Annotated in this window: 13 protein-coding genes; 7 read left to right on the forward strand and 6 right to left on the reverse strand. The window is 67.9% G+C overall.

From position 1 onward, the window contains the following. Positions 1-78 precede the first annotated feature (78 nt). Positions 79-723 (reverse strand): hypothetical protein, encoded by a 645-nt coding sequence (locus tag AB0K03_RS35940; protein WP_364694810.1) that lies wholly within the window; start codon positions 721-723, stop codon positions 79-81. 70 nt (positions 724-793) lie between these two features. After that, positions 794-1,570 carry a hypothetical protein gene (locus tag AB0K03_RS35945; protein ID WP_364694813.1) on the reverse strand — a complete coding sequence of 259 codons (777 nt, stop codon included), beginning with the start codon at positions 1,568-1,570 and terminating at the stop codon, positions 794-796. Between the two features lie 211 nt (positions 1,571-1,781). Between AB0K03_RS35945 and AB0K03_RS35950 the strand changes: the two genes are divergently transcribed. The 4 genes from AB0K03_RS35950 (at position 1,782) to AB0K03_RS35965 (ending at position 6,645) form a co-directional block, all read left to right on the forward strand. Then, positions 1,782-3,185 carry a hypothetical protein gene (locus AB0K03_RS35950; protein ID WP_364694816.1) on the forward strand — a complete coding sequence of 468 codons (1,404 nt, stop codon included), beginning with the start codon at positions 1,782-1,784 and terminating at the stop codon, positions 3,183-3,185. A gap of 46 nt (positions 3,186-3,231) precedes the next feature. After that, positions 3,232-5,448: a DEAD/DEAH box helicase gene (locus AB0K03_RS35955; RefSeq protein WP_364694819.1), complete on the forward strand. Its 2,217-nt coding sequence runs from the start codon at positions 3,232-3,234 to the stop codon at positions 5,446-5,448. An 88-nt stretch (positions 5,449-5,536) separates the two neighbouring features. Then, the gene (locus AB0K03_RS35960) at positions 5,537-6,103 is read left to right on the forward strand and encodes a hypothetical protein (RefSeq protein WP_364694821.1); all 567 of its coding nucleotides are present in this window, start codon (positions 5,537-5,539) and stop codon (positions 6,101-6,103) included. Continuing rightward, positions 6,100-6,645: a hypothetical protein gene (locus AB0K03_RS35965; RefSeq protein ID WP_364694824.1), complete on the forward strand. Its 546-nt coding sequence runs from the start codon at positions 6,100-6,102 to the stop codon at positions 6,643-6,645. Before AB0K03_RS35960 ends, AB0K03_RS35965 begins: the two co-directional genes overlap by 4 nt. A 132-nt stretch (positions 6,646-6,777) precedes the next feature. Here the strand turns inward: AB0K03_RS35965 and AB0K03_RS35970 are convergent, their stop codons facing one another. Beyond that, positions 6,778-8,190, reverse strand: a complete 1,413-nt coding sequence (locus AB0K03_RS35970; protein WP_364694827.1) for a hypothetical protein — start codon at positions 8,188-8,190, stop codon at positions 6,778-6,780. 148 nt (positions 8,191-8,338) lie between these two features. Here AB0K03_RS35970 and AB0K03_RS35975 point away from each other — a divergent pair, with 148 nt between their 5' ends. After that, on the forward strand, positions 8,339-9,700 hold the full coding sequence (locus AB0K03_RS35975) for a site-specific integrase (protein WP_364694830.1): 1,362 nt from the start codon (positions 8,339-8,341) through the stop codon (positions 9,698-9,700). 669 nt (positions 9,701-10,369) lie between these two features. Then, entirely contained in the window at positions 10,370-10,738 is a 369-nt protein-coding gene (locus AB0K03_RS35980; protein WP_364694833.1) for a hypothetical protein, read from the forward strand. A 79-nt stretch (positions 10,739-10,817) separates the two neighbouring features. Here the strand turns inward: AB0K03_RS35980 and AB0K03_RS35985 are convergent, their stop codons facing one another. Continuing rightward, positions 10,818-12,815: a DUF7380 domain-containing protein gene (locus tag AB0K03_RS35985; protein WP_364694836.1), complete on the reverse strand. Its 1,998-nt coding sequence runs from the start codon at positions 12,813-12,815 to the stop codon at positions 10,818-10,820. A gap of 484 nt (positions 12,816-13,299) precedes the next feature. Continuing rightward, entirely contained in the window at positions 13,300-13,497 is a 198-nt protein-coding gene (locus tag AB0K03_RS35990; protein WP_364694839.1) for a hypothetical protein, read from the reverse strand. Between AB0K03_RS35990 and AB0K03_RS35995 the strand changes: the two genes are divergently transcribed. Next, entirely contained in the window at positions 13,481-14,908 is a 1,428-nt protein-coding gene (locus tag AB0K03_RS35995) for an EAL domain-containing protein (RefSeq protein WP_364694841.1), read from the forward strand. The genes AB0K03_RS35990 and AB0K03_RS35995 overlap by 17 nt on opposite strands. Positions 14,909-15,136: 228 nt before the next feature. On the opposite strand, the gene AB0K03_RS36000 is transcribed toward AB0K03_RS35995, so the two are convergent. Next, positions 15,137-16,291 carry a glutathione-independent formaldehyde dehydrogenase gene (locus tag AB0K03_RS36000; RefSeq protein WP_364694844.1) on the reverse strand — a complete coding sequence of 385 codons (1,155 nt, stop codon included), beginning with the start codon at positions 16,289-16,291 and terminating at the stop codon, positions 15,137-15,139. Positions 16,292-16,374: the final 83 nt, after the last annotated feature.

Below are 16,374 nucleotides of genomic sequence, written 5' to 3' on the forward strand. Positions count from 1 at the left end.
CGCGGTGTTGCCACCCGCTACGACAAGTTAGCCGTCCGCTTCCAGGCCGTCCTGACCATCACCGTCATCGGCGAGTGGTTATGAAACACGCCCTAGCGGCGGATTGATCGCGGCGACCACGTCACGTTGCGCCTGCTCGTCCGGAATCGTCTCGCTGGACACCATGCCTTCCAGCAGCAGAGCGAACCGTCGGTCCGAGGCGTCGATTGCGCCGAGTTCGTCGAAGAGCTTCTCGGCGGTCCAGTCGTCGTTGTTGAAGACGTGCTGGTCGATGCGGCCGCCGAGGCTGCGGTCACGGCCAACGAGCGCCGCCAGAGGGGTGTCGTCGAGGACGAACAGGTGGTCGAGCAAGCCCCGGAAACGCGCGGAGTGATCAACCAGGTGGGCCAGCGGGAGCCTGCGGGCGATGTCCCGGCGGATCCGTTTGGGCACCGGGTACCCGGTGCCTGCCCAGAGCAGGTCCTGGATCCGGTTGCGGGTCGACGGGCCAAGGAACTCGTAGCCGTCGAGCAGGCGCTGCGCGATGCCGGGGAGCTGCTCGACGGTCATCATGGCGATGCTGCTCTCGGCCCGTTCGGCTTTCGACTCGCCGGCCGAAGAGGCAGGCAGGCCGAACCGGATCAGCTCGCCGTCCAGTCGTTGATGGCTGACGTTCTGGCAGATGTCGTGGAGGACGTTGCTCACAACCTCGCGCAGCTGCACCATGTTCGTCCGATCGGCCATCATCCGATGATGGCAGCCGACTTGGTCGCGCCCGCGCGCTCCCCGGCAAGCCCAGCGAAGCGCCACCATGTCATCGGTCGGGGAGCCTGCGGGTGCTGCGACCGACGTCGTCGGCAGCGGCGCGCAGTTGAGCTGCCTTTTCGCTGAGCTTCAGCGCTCTGAGGGCCGCTGCGGCGTCGGACAGTTCCGAAGCGGCGGCTTTCAAGTGCAGCGATGCATGGGTATCTGCGGCCGCGTTCAGTGCACGGGCGGAGGCGGCGAGGCGGTAGGCGTCGGTCTCGGACAGCATGGAAACGACCAGCCGCAGCTCTTGGACGGCGTTCTTGCTGATGCGCCCGGTGCTGTCGGCCTCATCGACGACCGTTTCGAGACGGTCGATCAGGGACGCGAGGCGTTCGCTGGGGTCCTCGAAGTACTTGGCCAGCGAACGTTCCATGGATTCCTGCGTGACCGTTCCCGTCAGGATGCCGAAGATGGCTACTTCTTTGTCGTTCTTCCACGTCAGCAGCGTTTCAGCGGGGTAGAGCCGCGCACCGTTGGTGGGGTCGTCGACGGCGTTATGGTGGGCCTTGCAGAGCAGGAGAAGGTGGCGCCAGTCGTCGCGTTCGCGGTCGGTGAGGTCTTCGCGGAATCGCGGGGCGTTACGTTTGACGCCGTAGATGTGGGCGACCTCGACGTTCATCCGTGGGCCGCCGGCTCCCGTGTCGAGGAACGCGGGTTGGATGCAGTCGGGCGCGTAGCAGGTGCCGTTGCTCATCGCGTACAGCGCGCGTTTGACGGTTTCGGAGATTTCGCCGCGTTTCCCGGTTCCGCGTGGCTCTTCGGCAGCCGGCTCCGCGGGACTCATGCCTGCCACTGTCTCACGCACTGCGCGATCTGCGGCGCCGTGATGCTTTCCTGTCGAGCCTCGTCTCGGGAGAGGGGCTGACGGCGACGGTCGGGACCCGAGTTGGGTGGCTGCGGACGAACATTCACTCACTTCCACGAAGAGCACTTGTCTGGCTACTGTGAGCTACGTGCCGCATCGACGTTCGAGAATCATCCCCACCACACCTGGCGTGGACATCGAGCGGGTACTGCAGCGGCTACGCACCACTTCCAAGCTGCCAGTGGAGTCGCGGGAGGATCTGGCCTCTGAGGTGCAGGTCATTGCTGAGAAGAAGCCGAGGACGAGGGGCAGCATCAGCTATCTCAAGGCCCCAAGCCCGGTGGTCGTAAGCTCTCCGCTGACGACAAGCCCCGCCGATATCCTGCGGGAGCTGGGCGTGGCGACCACGTTCGTCAGCCGGTCGCGGCTTCTTCCTGTGGCTCAGCTTTGGGCGCATGTCCGCTACTGCGCGACCATGCGCGCCCGTGGTGGCATGTTGGCGCTGACCCCGGATGCGGCGCAGTCGGTCGTGCATCACCACAAGGTGGCGCAGTCGGAGCAGTTGGGTATCGGCCTGGCGCTGGTGGTCGCACGAGCCGTGCTCCGACAGCTGCACCCACTATTGGATTACCACGTCGTTGACGCCGACGTCGCGTTGAGAGCTGGGTACATCAAGGGGATGCCGGGTGAGGTCCGCAACCGGCCTGCGACGAAGAAGCGGCCGGATTACTTCCTGGTCGGCTACGAGCGTGGCGCGCCCGGTGTAGCGGTGCATGTGACGGTGCTGGAGTGCAAGGGGACTCACCTGCGGATGCGGGAGGTCAAGAAGCAGCTCGCGGATGCGACGTTGCAGGTTCGTACGGTGGTTGTCGGCACTGAGCCGCTGTACGGGTTGATGGTTGCGTCACGGCTCAAGGAGACCGGTATTCAGTCGTACGTCTTCGATCCCCCCGGGGATGACGAGTTGTGGTCCGGGGACGTGGAAGATCTCCAGGCCATGTTGTCTCAGATGCCGGAGGAGAAGCAGTGGCTGCCGGGCCGGTGGCTCGATCCCCCCGTCCCGTCACCGGGTGACGGCTCCACGGAATCCGATGAAACGCCGACCCCCGATGGTGGCGGCCAACAGCTACTGGGAACGCCACCTCCCTACCAGATTCCGGCATCGGAGCGGCGCTGGTTCACTCAGGTGCTTAGCTCGACGACAGCCGCGGGGATGCTGGCGTATGCCGGGAACAACGCCTCTGCCTCTGGCTACGCGACCGCCCGCCAGTTGGGCATGCAGCAGGAACCGTTGGATGACTTCGACTCGTGGCCGATGTCGACCAACGATCGAATCCGTTTCGCTCAGGGCGGCCCGACGCTGCTGGGGCACACCCAGCGGATGCAGATGGGTGATGGCCGTACCCTGGCGGTGTTCCGCGGGCTGGAAAGCCATCTTTATCGGCAGCTGGCCGACGGGAACCTCAATCGATACTTGCGTAACGCCGGTTGGCTGCACCGGTGGTGGACGCAGCGGCGCCGCCGGCCACCGGGGGATGCGTTCTCGGTCGGTGAGGACGGCAGCGCTCTGGTGATCAGGATCGAGAACGACTGATCATGCAGCGTGTTGTGATGTCGTACGGCGTCGTGCGGAGTCGTCGGTGAACGCGGCCAGCGCCCGGCCGGAACCACCGGCTGTGTTCTTCGACCGTCGAGCCGCCCGGCAAATCGTTGCCGCCGGCGAGGGCCTGTACCGCGATGCGCAGCGCCTCGATGACGTCCCGGGCGACTTGGTCGTGGAGTTGCGGCGCGAGTACGCGAAGCTGTGGGAGGCGCTGGTGCGACAACGCCTCGAGGCCATGCCGGTGGCCGAGTTACGGGGGTTCGTCGATGGGCGCTTGCCTGGGCAGAAGGCGCTGACAACGAACGGCTATCAGTCGGTCTGGGCGGTGTGGACTGCGGGCGAGCATCGCCTCCGGGCCGTTCCCGGGCTGGGAGGACCGTCGGTTGCGACGATCATGCAGGCAGCGAGCTCGGCGCGGGCTTCGGTTGCCGAGGAGACGGTGGTCCGGCTGGACGCGAGCCGTCCGACGCCGGCGCATACCGCGCTGCTGCGGGGTCTGCGGGAATTGGTGACCGCGGCGCGGATCGTTACCGCAGCTGACGAGTCCCGGCAGCGGCTGGTCCGCGGGTTACCGGCAGCGGTCGCGGACGCGAGCCGAGGACGCGGTTGGCTGCGCCGCACCTTCGCAGCGCCGGCCACCAAGGACCGCGACCAGCAGGCAATCGGCGTGCTCGCCGCGCTGGTCGACGGCCCGGACGCCGCGGCGGTGGATGCCGCTTTCGCTGATCTGCGCGCTGTCCACGACGAGGCGCGGCGGGCGCCGGAGGCGGTGGTGTGGCGCGACTTCAGCCAGGCGGCCGCCGTGTATCAGAGCTTCCTGGCGATAGTGCGTGGTGAGACAGGCACAGCAGCGGCGGAGACCGGTCACGTGCCGCAGGCGGTGGCGGACGCCGCCGAGCAAATCGACCTGGATGTCACACTGCTGACCGTCCGGTTACGCGCCTACCAGGTGTTCGGTGCCCGGTACGTGTTGTCGCGTCCCGGCGCGATCCTGGGTGACGAGATGGGCTTGGGGAAGACGATCGAGGCGATCGCGGTGATGGCGCATCTGGCTCGCCGCGGCCCTTTGACCACTCTGGTCGTCGCGCCTGCAAGCGTGCTGGTGAACTGGCTCGTCGAGATCGACACCCACAGCCGGCTGCCGGCCGTGCGGATTCACGGTCCGGGCCGGCAGGCAACGTTGCAGACGTGGGCCGCCCGCGGGGGTGTCGCCGTGACGACGTACCGGATGCTCAGCACCCTGGTCCTGCCGGCCGGGTTCCGTTTCGATCTGCTGGTCGTAGACGAGGCGCACAAGATCAAAAACCCTTCGACGGAACAATCCCGGCAGGTCGGTGCGCTCGCCCGGCGCGCGGGGCGGGTGTTGCTGCTGACCGGGACACCGATGGAGAACCGGGTGAGCGAGTTCCGCAACCTGGTCCGGTATCTCGACCCGGTGCTAGCGGACCGGCTGATTCCGAACGAGAAGCTGTTCGTCGATCCGGTGCGGTTCCGGCAACGGGTCGCGGCGGTGTATCTGCGCCGCAACCAGGAAGACGTGCTGCAAGAGCTGCCCGAGTTGGCGGAAAGCGACGACTGGGTCGAGATGGAGCCCGCGGAAGCTCGCGTGTATGCCGATGCGGTCGCCCGGCGGCATTTCCCGGACATGCGGCGGGCCGCATACGCCATGGCCGGACGAGGCGTGCCCGCGAAGATCGTCCGGCTGCGGGAGATCGTCGCCGAATCCGCCGACGACGGCTGGAAAGTCATCATCTTCTCCCAGTTCCGGCACGTGATCGACGCGATCTCGGCGGCGCTCGCCGGTTCACCGCAGATTGTGCTGACCGGCGAGGTTCCAGCGGCACGCCGGCACGTGGAGATCGAGCGGTTCACCGCTCATGACGGGCACCTCGTGCTGATCGGGCAGATCGAGGCGATCGGCCAGGGCGTCAACATTCAGGCCGCTTCGGTGGTCGTGATCGCCGAGCCGCAGCTCAAACCGTCGACGGAGGAACAGGCGATCCGGCGGGCCTACCGGATGGGGCAAGCGCGGATGGTGCGAGTCCACCGGCTGTTGGCCAAGAACTCGGTCGACGAGCGGCTCGAAGAGCTGCTGTACGACAAACGCAAGCTGTTCCGGGCGTACGCGCACGACAGCGACGCCAAACGAGCTTCCGGCGCCGCAACCGACCCGCGGCTGGTCGATTACGAGGTGGGTGCTGTCGACCAGCAACGCATCATCGACGATGAGACCGACCGTTTGCACCGCGGGTGATCTGCCATAGACCGCTTGGCGAGCAGCCTCGCCCGCGATTCCACGGGCCGGACAGTGCGTCCTATGGAATTCAGGAGACGAACACAGAGTGGATGCGGATCTTGACCGTGAACTGCGGCAGCTACGCGAGCAGGCGACGACGCACGTCGTCCGATGGTCTTTGCGGACGCCGATCAAGACGATGCTGTACCACCTGACACGCGGCCGTATTGACCGCAGGCCCCGGCCCACCCTTGGGGACCTGCCCAGGTTGAACAGCCCGTGGCAGGACACTGACTCCGGCCGGTACTTCGGGTGGCGGTGCCGGCAGGCGAACCTGCGCGGCGACGAAGCGTTCGTCGTGGAGTACATCGTGTGCCGGCGCTGCGCGATCGGCTGGGTCGACCGGCCCTATACCGATGAGCGATATCAGCGCAGCGGATTGGCTACGGCCGGCTTTCAAGCTCTTCGCGTCGATCATCCCGAGGTGACGGCCTGGTACGCCGCAAGCTCGCTCATGCCCGACTCGAAAGCTTTCTGGGCAGCCGTCGGTACCGGCGTTCCCGGCGGCTACAGCTCACAGGAACTGTGCCGGCATGTCGCTCATCAAGGTGGCGTGTTGCCGGGTTGGGCGCTGAAACGGCTAGCTCGGGCTGCAGGAGGCCGGGCAGCGTGAAGGTCGATCTTGAGCGTGAACTGCGGCGACTGCGGGAGCAAGCGGCCACCCATGTCGTTCGCTGGCCTCGCCGGGAGCCGGTCTGGACCGCGGTGTACAACCTCACCCGCGGGCGCATCGACCGGCGGCCGAGATACACCACCGGACAACTGCCGATGTTGAACAGTCCCTGGCTGGACACCGACTCCGGTCGGTACTTCGGCTGGCGATGCCGGCAAGCCAACCTCAACGGCGGTATGGCGTTCGTCGTGGAGTACGTCGTTTGCCCTCATTGCCGGATCGGATGGGTCGACAAGCCGCACACCATAGAGCGATACCAGCGCAGCGGCATCGCTGCTGCCGCTCTTCGTGCCCTGCGCATGGAGCACCCCGGGGTGCTCTGGCACACCGGCAGCGGACATGCGAATTCGTCCAAGGCGTTCTGGGCGGCGATTGGTAACGGGGTTGAAGGCGGGTACAGCAAGCGCAGGCTGTGTACGCACGTCGCTCGGCATGGCGGACTATTGCCGGTCTGGCTGTTGAAGCGGCAAGGTCGTCTCTGATGTGACTTTTCGCTGGAGTCCGCTCGGATTTCAGTTAGGTCGAGCGTCCTCCTCCTCCGAGGTTGTCGTTCGCGGAATCTCCCACAAGCAAGGTGATACAGGTTCACGCCTGAAGCTGGCATTTCTCGGTGGTCAGCTGCTGGCACGGGCAGCTTCAAGTTGGGACCGAGAGAGACGGGTTCCCGGGGGCAGGTCGGTGGAAAGGAGCCGTTCGAGGCCCTCCGGCGCCCCGCGCGTGTCGTCGGCGGCTCGTGCCGTGATGTCGTCCAGCAGCCGATGGATCAGTAACGCGAGTGCGCCGGGCCCGTTGCCGGCATACCCCCATCCGAGGCCCCACCTCGGATCTTGTGGTGCCGGGTAGACGGTGCCGTCGGCGGTCCGGATCCAGATCGGATCGCCGAGCACCAGTTCGGCCAGCGGCGATGTCGTGGGAAGCCACTGGCTGACCGCGATCCGGATGCGCTGGCCGTCCTTGCCGGCTACGCGAATGGCCGGGGCGTCGGTGGCCGGATCTACCAGGGTTTCAGCGTCCGGTGGCGCGTCGAGGAATCGGAACGCGGCCGTGCGGGCAGTGGGTTCGAGACGGTCGATGACCTCGTCGCTGATCGGGTCACCGGGAGCGAGGTCGACCGGCGCGCCGAAGGGGCAGTCTCGGCCGCCGTCCCAGCGCACCAGCTGCTCCACGCAGGCATCGGCGAGCACGTCGGCGCGTGCGAGGATTTCCAGCCATCCTGCTCTGCGTACCGTCTCCGGCAGCTCATCGGGGTGGACGCGTGGCACCGGTATCGGTAGGGCTGCGATCACTATCGTGCCGTCGAAAGTCATGCTCTCGGCCATGGCGATCATCTGGGTGGCGGCCTGGGACTCACGCCATGTCACCGTACGGAACAGCCTGGAGAGCACCTGCGCGGCCGGGTGATCGCTGTCGTAGAGCGCGGCGAGGCGCAGCAGCACGTCCAAGTCCATCTCCGGGTCGACGGCCAGTGCCTGCACGGTTGGTCGGCCGGGCTGCCAGGCGTCGATCAGCTGGCGTTGCTGCAGCGGGATCGGCCAGTACGGCAGTGGCTGACCCAATGCCTCGGCCAGTTGGTCCCAGGCCACCTCCGGCGCGTCGGCGACACCCGGGACGGACACCTGGTGCAGGGCGGGCCCGCCGACGCCGAAGTGCGGCATGGCCCGCAGGGCAGCGCTAACCCCGACCGCACCCAGCTTCTCCCCCAGCTCGGCGTCGGAGGTCGGCGGGCCGTCGTGGGTGTTCCATACCAGCGCGATGATCCCGGCTCGCGTCTTCCAGTGCTGCACGGCCAGGCCGTTGACTCGCGTCGTGCCCAGGTATTCGGCCGGCTCGTTGGTCCGTGCCCGGCCGGATCCTCGATCTGCGGGGACGTCGAAGTCAGCACTCATAGCCGTCACGCTGCCAACGTTGCCGGCAACGGTGGAGGCTGCCGGGTGACTTTGGGAACGGGCGAGAGAAACGGAACGACCTGTTGCTTGCCCGAGACCTTCGAGGCAGGGCGCACGCGGAGAGGATCGACACCAGTCCACATGTCCATCGTCGTGTGCGACCTCATGCTGCAGCTCGCATCGCCTAAACCATCCTAGGATAATGGGTGTCGAAGTCATGCCACTCGTGAGGAGGAGCCTCCCCGTTCGGCTTACACCGCCCCTGCCTGGTGCGCGTCAAGGTCGACTAATGGCTTCTATCCATGCACGAGGAAATTCGTTCTGCGTCCGATGGCGGGCAGCGGGACGACGGCAGCAATGCTGCACGTTTTCCGGCCCCTCCACCGTCAAAGCCGTCGCCGCCAAGCAGTACGTCGAGGCGCACGGCGCCCACGTGAGCAGAGCTCAGGTGTATGCGGCGATCGACCCGAGTTCGTCGCGAACGCTGGCGCGACCGCCCACAGTGCTACTGCGCGAGTGGATCGACCGGTGGCTGGCCCTGAAGGTCGACGTCGCCGCCACCACCCACGCCGAGTACGCGCGGATCCTGCGCGGACGCGTCGCCACGCACCTCGGCGATCTGCCGGTCGGCGAGATCACCCGGCACGAGCATCTGGACCCGTGGAAGGCCGCCTTGTCGCGGGAGCTGATGCCAGCCGGGGTGCGTAAGCACTGGGTGGTGCTGAGCCAGGTGATGGGTGACGCGGTGCCGTACCTGCGCCTCGACAACCCGATGCGCTGTCCGCCCGGTCGGCGCAGTAACGGCCTGCCCCGCGTCACCCCGCGTCCCGCTTGCGTCCTCGACGCCGATCAGGCCGGCATTCTCCTGCGGCACTGTCCCGGGGCAATCCATCACTTGGTGATCGCGTTGCTGGGAACAGGGTTGCGGCTGGGCGAACTGCTCGCCCTTCGCGCGCAAGACGTCCGCCTCGGTCACACTCCGATGCTGCATGTCGTGCGGACGCTGCGTCGCGACGGCGCCTTCACGGAGCCGAAGTCGCAGCGTTCGCGGCGCACGGTGACGCTGACGCCGACCGTGGCAGCGATGTTCGGCCGTTTGATCGCGGGCAAGCTGCCGGACGGCCTGGTGTTCACTGCGCCCGGTGGCGGAGCGTGGCGGGCCGGCACCTTGCGGCAGCGGTACTGGCAGCCTGCTGTCACCGCCGCTCAACGCTGTCCGCAACACCCACCAGCCGCCGCGGCGTCCGGGTGGGGCGGTCCGCGAGCCGTGTCGACCTGCCATTGTCCGAGTCGGCTCCGGGGGCGGCCGCGGTTGCAGGATCTACGGCACACCCATGTCGCCTATTTGATCGCTGCCGGCTGGGACTTCCTCGCCATCCAGCTTCGGCTCGGCCACGCCTCGATCAGGACCACCTTCGATGTATACGGCCACCTCCTGCCTCACGGCGAACGAGCACGGCTCGTCGGCCTGGATGTCCGTATGCCGTTTCTGGGAGCCGGCGTCGGACCGCGGGTTACCGGCCGTCCTACCCGTCGGCTGGTTCGTCGGCTTGCTGGTCGTCGTCGGCCGCCCGGCCACTGCGAAGGCTCTGACGGCGCGACCCGTCGCGGTCGTGCGGACTTCGGGGTCACCACGGCTCCGCCGCGGTAAGGCAAGGGTTCGCCGATGGTGAGACGAAGCTCGGTCGCGTCGGCGGCAGGGCACACCAGTCACAGCCATTGCCCTTCGGTACGCCGCGGGCATCGCTCGAGCCGGCCAACGCCGCTACCGTTCTGGAATGCCTTCCGACGCGTCAGCCAAGCGGGCCGCGATGCTGGCCGACCTGAGCTCGCCCCGGCAGCGCATCAGCGACGAGCACATGTTCCGGCTTCCGCCTGGCACCGGCCGGCGGGCGACGTTCCGGTTGCAGCTGTTCACCGCATCGCGTGCCCGTCCCGTCGCCGTCGCGACGCAGATGACCGGCGCCGGTGACGGGGCGTCCCTGACGAATGTGGCGGAGCACTGCGCTGCCGAGGTATGGCGCCGTCACTTCCCCGACGACTCCCGGCCGCCCATCTGGGTCCAGCACATGATCATGGGTGAGCGGCGCCACCTGAGATTGGTGAATTTCACCCCGGGAGCGGCCGAGTACGCCCTGCACAACCCCCGATGGACGCCCGTCACCCCGGCCGACGTCGACATGCTGGTGGGCCGGCCGGTCGACTTAAGCGAGGCGAAGGCTTCGTCCCGGCCCTGCCGGAAACCGAGGCGGAGCCGGTGTACGCGTCGGCGCTGGTGGTCCTGCTCCCCTGGCCTCAGCCGTTCCGGGAGCAGGGTTGCATGGCGAGCGGGGTGCCGTGGTGGCGTCGCCTCGGCCGGCAGCTCGTGCCGCGGCGCGGCGGCCGTGGCTGCTGCTGGTATCACGGCGGAGACTGGCACTCGGTGTCGCGCCTCGCGGTGCGCCTGGCCAGACAAGCCCGCGCGGCCGGTGTGACTTTCGACGACACCGCCACCTGGGTCACGAGTCATCCGGACGTGCAGGCCCTCAGCATGTGGGAACGCGACGCCTTGCTGTCGCTGTTTGTCGACACGATCCGCCCGGACGCCCGGTGGCCGTCATCCGAGGGCTACAACAATGGCCAGCACCGCGCGCAGGCGCTGCTCGAGGCTGGCGTGCGGCGGACAGTCATTGAGCTGACTCCCGGGTAGTCCGCAGGATCGGCGACCCACCCAGATGGCGTTTCTGATTGCCGCCGGTCGATCAAGCTGCGAATGGATGATGCGTCGATCAACGAGAACGAGGTGATCGGCGCTGCATACGGCGGGCCTGAGTCAGTCGGAGCCGCCATGCGACGCGTTCGATGAGCCCGGCAAGGCGGTTGAGTCGCCGCCCGGCCGGGCTGGTGGCGGGTGTCAAGGAGGTGAGCAACGCCATCAGCTCATCGCGGTCGCGGCGCAGGCTGGTGTCCTGCCGGATGGTAGTTACCGGGCCGGCGACGATGGCCAGCACAGACACGGCACGCAGGACCAGGGCGGCGTGGGCAGCAGTCATCGGCGCGGGCAGACCGTGGGAGACGTCGTTGCGCAAGTTCGCACCCCACGGCCCGGCAAGCAGCCAGTTGAAGAAGAACGCCCAGGACTCGTCGAGGGCGAGGGCTTCAAGATTGGTCAGCAGAGCGTAAAGGCCGGGATAGCCACCGACGCTCTTGGCGGATTCGGCGCGGTAGATGCCTTCGTCGAGTTCGATGAGTAGAGCGCGGGCCGCGGTCTCCACCTTGGGCACGGCGAGGTGGATCGCCGACTCGAAGTCCTGGTGCCAGAAGTGGCGCAGGGCCTTGGCCAGGCTGCGCACCAGGGCGGCGTCGCGGGCGCCGCGGGTCAGCAGGTAATCGACCAGGTCGTCCTCGGCGGGGATGCCGTAGCGGTCGGCCAGGCGCCGCAGTCCGGTGGCGAGCAGACGTCCGTGGTTCTCGGCCAGGACATCGGCGTAGAAGCTCATCTCCTGCTTCTCGAGGTCGGCGTCGGTGTCGGCGGCGGCGCGAGGCAGGCCGCCGGTGAAGCGGACGGGTCGCAGGATCCGGCTCAAGGGGCTGTGGTTGGCTGCGGCTTCGGCGCGCAGGTTGGCGATGTCGCCGGTCGGGCAGTCGCTGTGCAGGAAGACATCCATCGCTTGCTGCCAGCGGTCGGGGCGGGTGAAACCGTGCAGCAGCGGCTCGACCACGTACGCGGGCACGGTGCTGGAGGCGGTGAAAGTGCGCATGCCCAGCGACGCCGGGTCGATGTTCTGCATCTGCCGGGCAGCGTCGCGTTCGAGGTCGCCGAGGCCGCGCTCGTGGGCGATCTGTGCGGCGGCCGTCAGCCGGGCCATCCGTACGGCCGGGTGCGGGGCGTCGTCGGCGTCGCGGAAGTAGGCGGCAGCCTCCTCACGGGCAATTGCCTCCAGCACCGCGGAGTCCTGCACACCAGTACGGCGGTAGCGGGCGACGGCAGTAGCGTCGCGGCCGCGCCGGCATGTGTCGGCGGCTCGCGACAGAAGGTCGTCGACGTCGATCGGGTCAGCCGGTGGCGGGCCCTTCTTCGGCCGCAGCGGGCCACGGGCCAGCGCCGCCAAGGCGGGCAGCAGGATGCCCGGGCGTTCACCGGGCCGGTCGGTGAGGGTGTCGCGGGCGATCTGCGCGAGCCGGTCGCGGGTCTGCCCATCGAGGTCGGTGTCGCTGATGCGGCGCGCGAGGGTCCAGGCGCGCAGCAGGTTCTCCATGGTGTCCATGTCGATGTCGGCGGTGTCGGCGAGCTGGAGGTAGGCACGTGCGGCGCGGCCGGCGTGCAGGCCGGCTCGTTGGTCACGGCGGCACCAGAGCAGATCCGCGAAGCGGGCGATCGCCGCCGGTTGCGTGACGCCGTCAGCGACGGCGCGCCACAGCAGGATGACCGGGTCGGGCAGGTCCCGGACCGCGGGGAGCAGGTCGTTGCCGTCGGTGTTAAGTTCGCAGCCGGGTTCCTCGTCGCCGAGCCCGAGGTGCAGCGAGTACGTCAAGGCGCGGCACAGTTCGCGCCGTAGCGCAGTGAGATCACCGAGCTCGTCGCCGGCGGGTGCCGCACTGACCGCCGCAGCGGCAGTCCAGCTGTCGGCGCTGGCGCTGAGAGCCCGGTCGATGATGTCGACCGCGAAGCTCGCGTGGGTGGGCGAGAACTCGTACGGCATGAAGCCTTCGGCCGCGTCGCCGTGCTGCTGCATTAGTGTGGTGTCCCGTCCCTGATCGTCGGTCTGCCCGCTGACGATCGACATTCACATGGGCAGGGGCGGTCTGTCACCTCGGTTACCCGGCGCGCTGCGTTCGTCGCGGGCCTGGGCCGAGGACTGTTGATCAGCGCATTCGGGTGCCGGCCGTTCGCCTGCTCAACCGTTGTCGACCGGCCTCGGTCGCCCGATCGGGGGACCTGGGCGCAGCGAAGTCGTCGATCCTGGCTGCCCTCTGGCCGCCTGAGATTTCGCAAGGTGCCTGGTATGAGCTCCAAAGGCAGCACGGGAGCGGCGGAGACCATGCCGCAATCGCTGCTGCATCGTGAGTTGCTCGTGATGGGTACGGGAGCCTCGAAAGCCGAGGTGACGTAGTTTCCGGCGAGTCGCGAGCACGGCCGGGTTGGGGCCGACGATGAGGCCGTGAGCGAACTCGCCCGGGGTCACCTCCGGTGCCAGCTGTCAGCGGTTAAAACGGCCGCCAAGGATGGTGCTGTTCAGTCGGCCGGGGCTGCGCCGGTGATAGAGGACGTCACTCCACCAGGTCGTGGTCGGACAAGCGCAGATCCTCGATGTCGAGCCGGGCCTGTACACGCCGCAGGACCGTGTCGTCGATCTCGCCCTCGTCGCGCAGTCGCAGGACCGTCGGCTCCCCCGGCGCCAGCGAAACCGTCGTGTTCCGTGGCCGCGACGCAACCGGGGCATGGCGATGGGTGGAGAACGTGGTCACCAACTGCCTCGACGACCCGGACATCGCCGGCATCGCCTGCACCGGCCGCGACGTCACCGCCCGGGTCGAGGCGCAGGAGGAACTGCGCCGGCAGGCGCTGCGCGACGAGCTCACCGGTCTGGCCAACCGGACCCTGCTCAGCGACCGGATCGACCAGGCGCTCACTCGCGCAGCCCGCACCGGCAACAGCCCGGTCGCGGTCATCTTCGCTGACCTCGATCAGTTCAAGCTCATCAACGACTCTTGGGGACACGCGGCCGGCGACCGGCTCCTCATGCAGGTCGCCAGACGGTTGACCGAGGCGGCGCGGGATGCGGATACAGTCGCCCGATTCGGTGGCGACGAGTTCGTCGTCGTCTGCGAGGACACCGACCAGCCCTCCGCGCAGGGCGTCGCAGAACAGCTGCAGAAGGCACTCGCCGACCCGTTCGACCTCGACGGCCGGCGAGCCTACGTCCGGGCCAGCATGGGCATCGCAGTCTCACCGCCACACTCCGCACCGGACCTGCTCCGCTTCGCCGACGCTGCCATGTACGCGGCCAAGGCCGGTGGCCCCGGCCGGCTGCAGCTCTTCGACATGACGCTCGCAGAGGACGCTGCCGACCGGCTGACGCTGGGTAACGATCTGCGCGACGCGCTTGCCCGCGACGAGTTGGCACTGCATTTCCAACCGGTGGTGGAGCTTGCGACCGGGGTGCCGGTCGGCCTGGAGGCCATTGCACGGTGGTCACACCCCATTCGCGGACAGATGTCCCCGCAGCGGTTCGTCGAGGTTGCCGAGACCGGCGGATTAGCCTCCGCCCTCAACCGGTGGGCGCTGCACCGTGCCCGCCGCGATGCCGGCCTGCTGCGCAGTCTCATGCCCGCCCTGCCCCGGATCGCCGTGAACATCTCCGTCCGGCACCTCGTGGACGCCGATCTCGAAGCCGACGTCCTGTCCGCGGTTTCCGGCGATGAACTCGCGCCCCACGAACTGGTACTCGAGATCACCGAGAGCGCCCTGATGGAAAACGCCGACCAGACCCGCGAACTACTCGAACGGCTGCGAACACGCGGCATCAAAACCGCGATCGACGACTTCGGCACCGGATACAGCTCACTCGCACACCTCAATCGTCTACCGGTTGCGACGTTGAAAATCGACCGCAGCTTCATTCGCCACATCACCGTCGACGCCGACTCGCTGGCGATCACCGCCTCGATCATCGAACTGGCCCGCTCGATGGGGCTGTCCACGGTCGCCGAAGGTGTGGAAACCATCGAACAACTCACGCTGCTGCAGACCCTCGGTTGCTGGGCGGCCCAGGGCTTCCTGTGGAGCCCAGCACTCGCACCCGAAGCGCTCGCCCAATTGATCAACCGCCTGCCGGACCGGCGCTTCGACGTCAGGTTGGCCGAAACCAGCGGTTGATGTCGGACAACGCCTGGATGACCACCCGTGCTACCGCCGTGACCCCAGACTTCGACCAGGGGTCTCGCTGCTACTCACCGGTCCTCGTGAGGAGGCGCAGGTCGTGACGGAATTGCTTGCGGCCGCGTTGGATCTCGCGGAGGAGATCAACCGGGTGACGCCGGGCAGTCGCGAGCGGTCGGCAGCGAGCCAGGCCGCCAGGCCCGTCCGTGCAGCGTCGCAGCCATGTCACGCGCCCGCCATCGCCGGGTGCAGGACGACCTTCGTCCACCCGTCGTCGCGCTTGTCGAAATGCTCGTAGGCCTCCGGCGCCCGGTCCAAGGGCAGCTCGTGGCTGACGATGAACGACGGCTCGGCCTTGCCGCCGGCGATCAGGTCGCGCAGCTGCCGGTTGTACCTCTTGACCGGCGCCTGGCCGCTGCCGATGTGCTGGCCCTTGAACCAGAACATCCCGTAGTCGAAGGCGAGCTTGCCCTGCTTCGCCAGCTCGTCGCTCGCCCCGGGGTCCTGGGGCACGAAGACGCCGACGTTGCCGATCTTCCCGGTGAAGCGGACCGAGGCGACCAGCCGGTTCATCGTCAGGTTGGCCTTCTCCTGACCGTCGGGCTCGTGCGCCTGATAGCCGACGCACTCGCAGCCGTTGTCCGCGCCCAGCCCCATCGTCTCGTCCAGCACCGCCTGCACCGGGTCGACCTTCGAGTCGTCGATGGCGATCGCGCCGATGGACTCGGCCAACCGCAGCCGGTCGGGATGCCGGTCGACGACCATCACCTTGCTCGCCCCTCGGATGGTCGCCGAGAGGGCGGCCATCAGCCCGACCGGGCCGGCGCCGTAGATGACCGTCTGGTCCCCGGGTTGCACGCCGGCCATCTCGGTGGCGTGGTAGCCGGTCGGGAAGATGTCGGCGAGCATCACGTAGTCGGTCTGGCGTTGCTCGGCGTCCTCCCCCAGCCGCAGGCAGTTGAAGTCACCCCACGGCACGCGCAGCAGCTCGGCCTGTCCCCCGCCGTACGGGCCCATGTCGGCGAAGCCGTACGCGGCGCCCGCCATCTTCGGGTCCGGCTGGGCGGTCAGGCAGTAGTTCGTCAGCTGACGCTCGCAGTTCTTGCAATGCCCGCACGCGATGTTGAACGGCAGGACGACGTACTCCCCCACCTTGACCTTGTCGACCCCATCGCCCACCTCGACCACCTGGCCCAGGTTCTCGTGCCCGAACCAGCGACCCGGCTCGAAATCGGTCCGGCCCTCGTACATGTGCAGGTCCGAGCCGCAGATGTTCGCCGACGTGATCCGCACGAGCACATCGGTCGGCCGCTCGATCCGCGCGTCCGGCACCTCCTTGACGCTGACCTGTCGCGGACCCTCATAAACCACAGCCTTCATTACTCCCCCTCATCGTGGACTCCTGCGCTCCCCGCCCCCATTACACGCGGCGGTTCCCCCGGGTCGGTATTGGCAGAAATGCC

The organism is Actinoplanes sp. NPDC049316 (assembly GCF_040677315.1).
In the GTDB taxonomy this organism is placed as follows: Bacteria; Actinomycetota; Actinomycetes; order Mycobacteriales; family Micromonosporaceae; genus Actinoplanes.

Excerpts from the sequence above, each read along its gene's own strand:
- AB0K03_RS35975 (WP_364694830.1), top strand. The coding sequence starts at position 8,339 with ATGGCTTCTATCCATGCACGAGGAAATTCGTTCTGCGTCCGATGGCGG.
- AB0K03_RS35985 (WP_364694836.1), bottom strand. The coding sequence starts at position 12,815 with ATGTCGATCGTCAGCGGGCAGACCGACGATCAGGGACGGGACACCACA.
- AB0K03_RS35945 (WP_364694813.1), bottom strand. The coding sequence starts at position 1,570 with ATGAGTCCCGCGGAGCCGGCTGCCGAAGAGCCACGCGGAACCGGGAAA.
- AB0K03_RS35980 (WP_364694833.1), top strand. The coding sequence starts at position 10,370 with ATGGCGAGCGGGGTGCCGTGGTGGCGTCGCCTCGGCCGGCAGCTCGTG.
- AB0K03_RS35940 (WP_364694810.1), bottom strand. The coding sequence starts at position 723 with ATGGCCGATCGGACGAACATGGTGCAGCTGCGCGAGGTTGTGAGCAAC.
- AB0K03_RS36000 (WP_364694844.1), bottom strand. The coding sequence starts at position 16,291 with ATGAAGGCTGTGGTTTATGAGGGTCCGCGACAGGTCAGCGTCAAGGAG.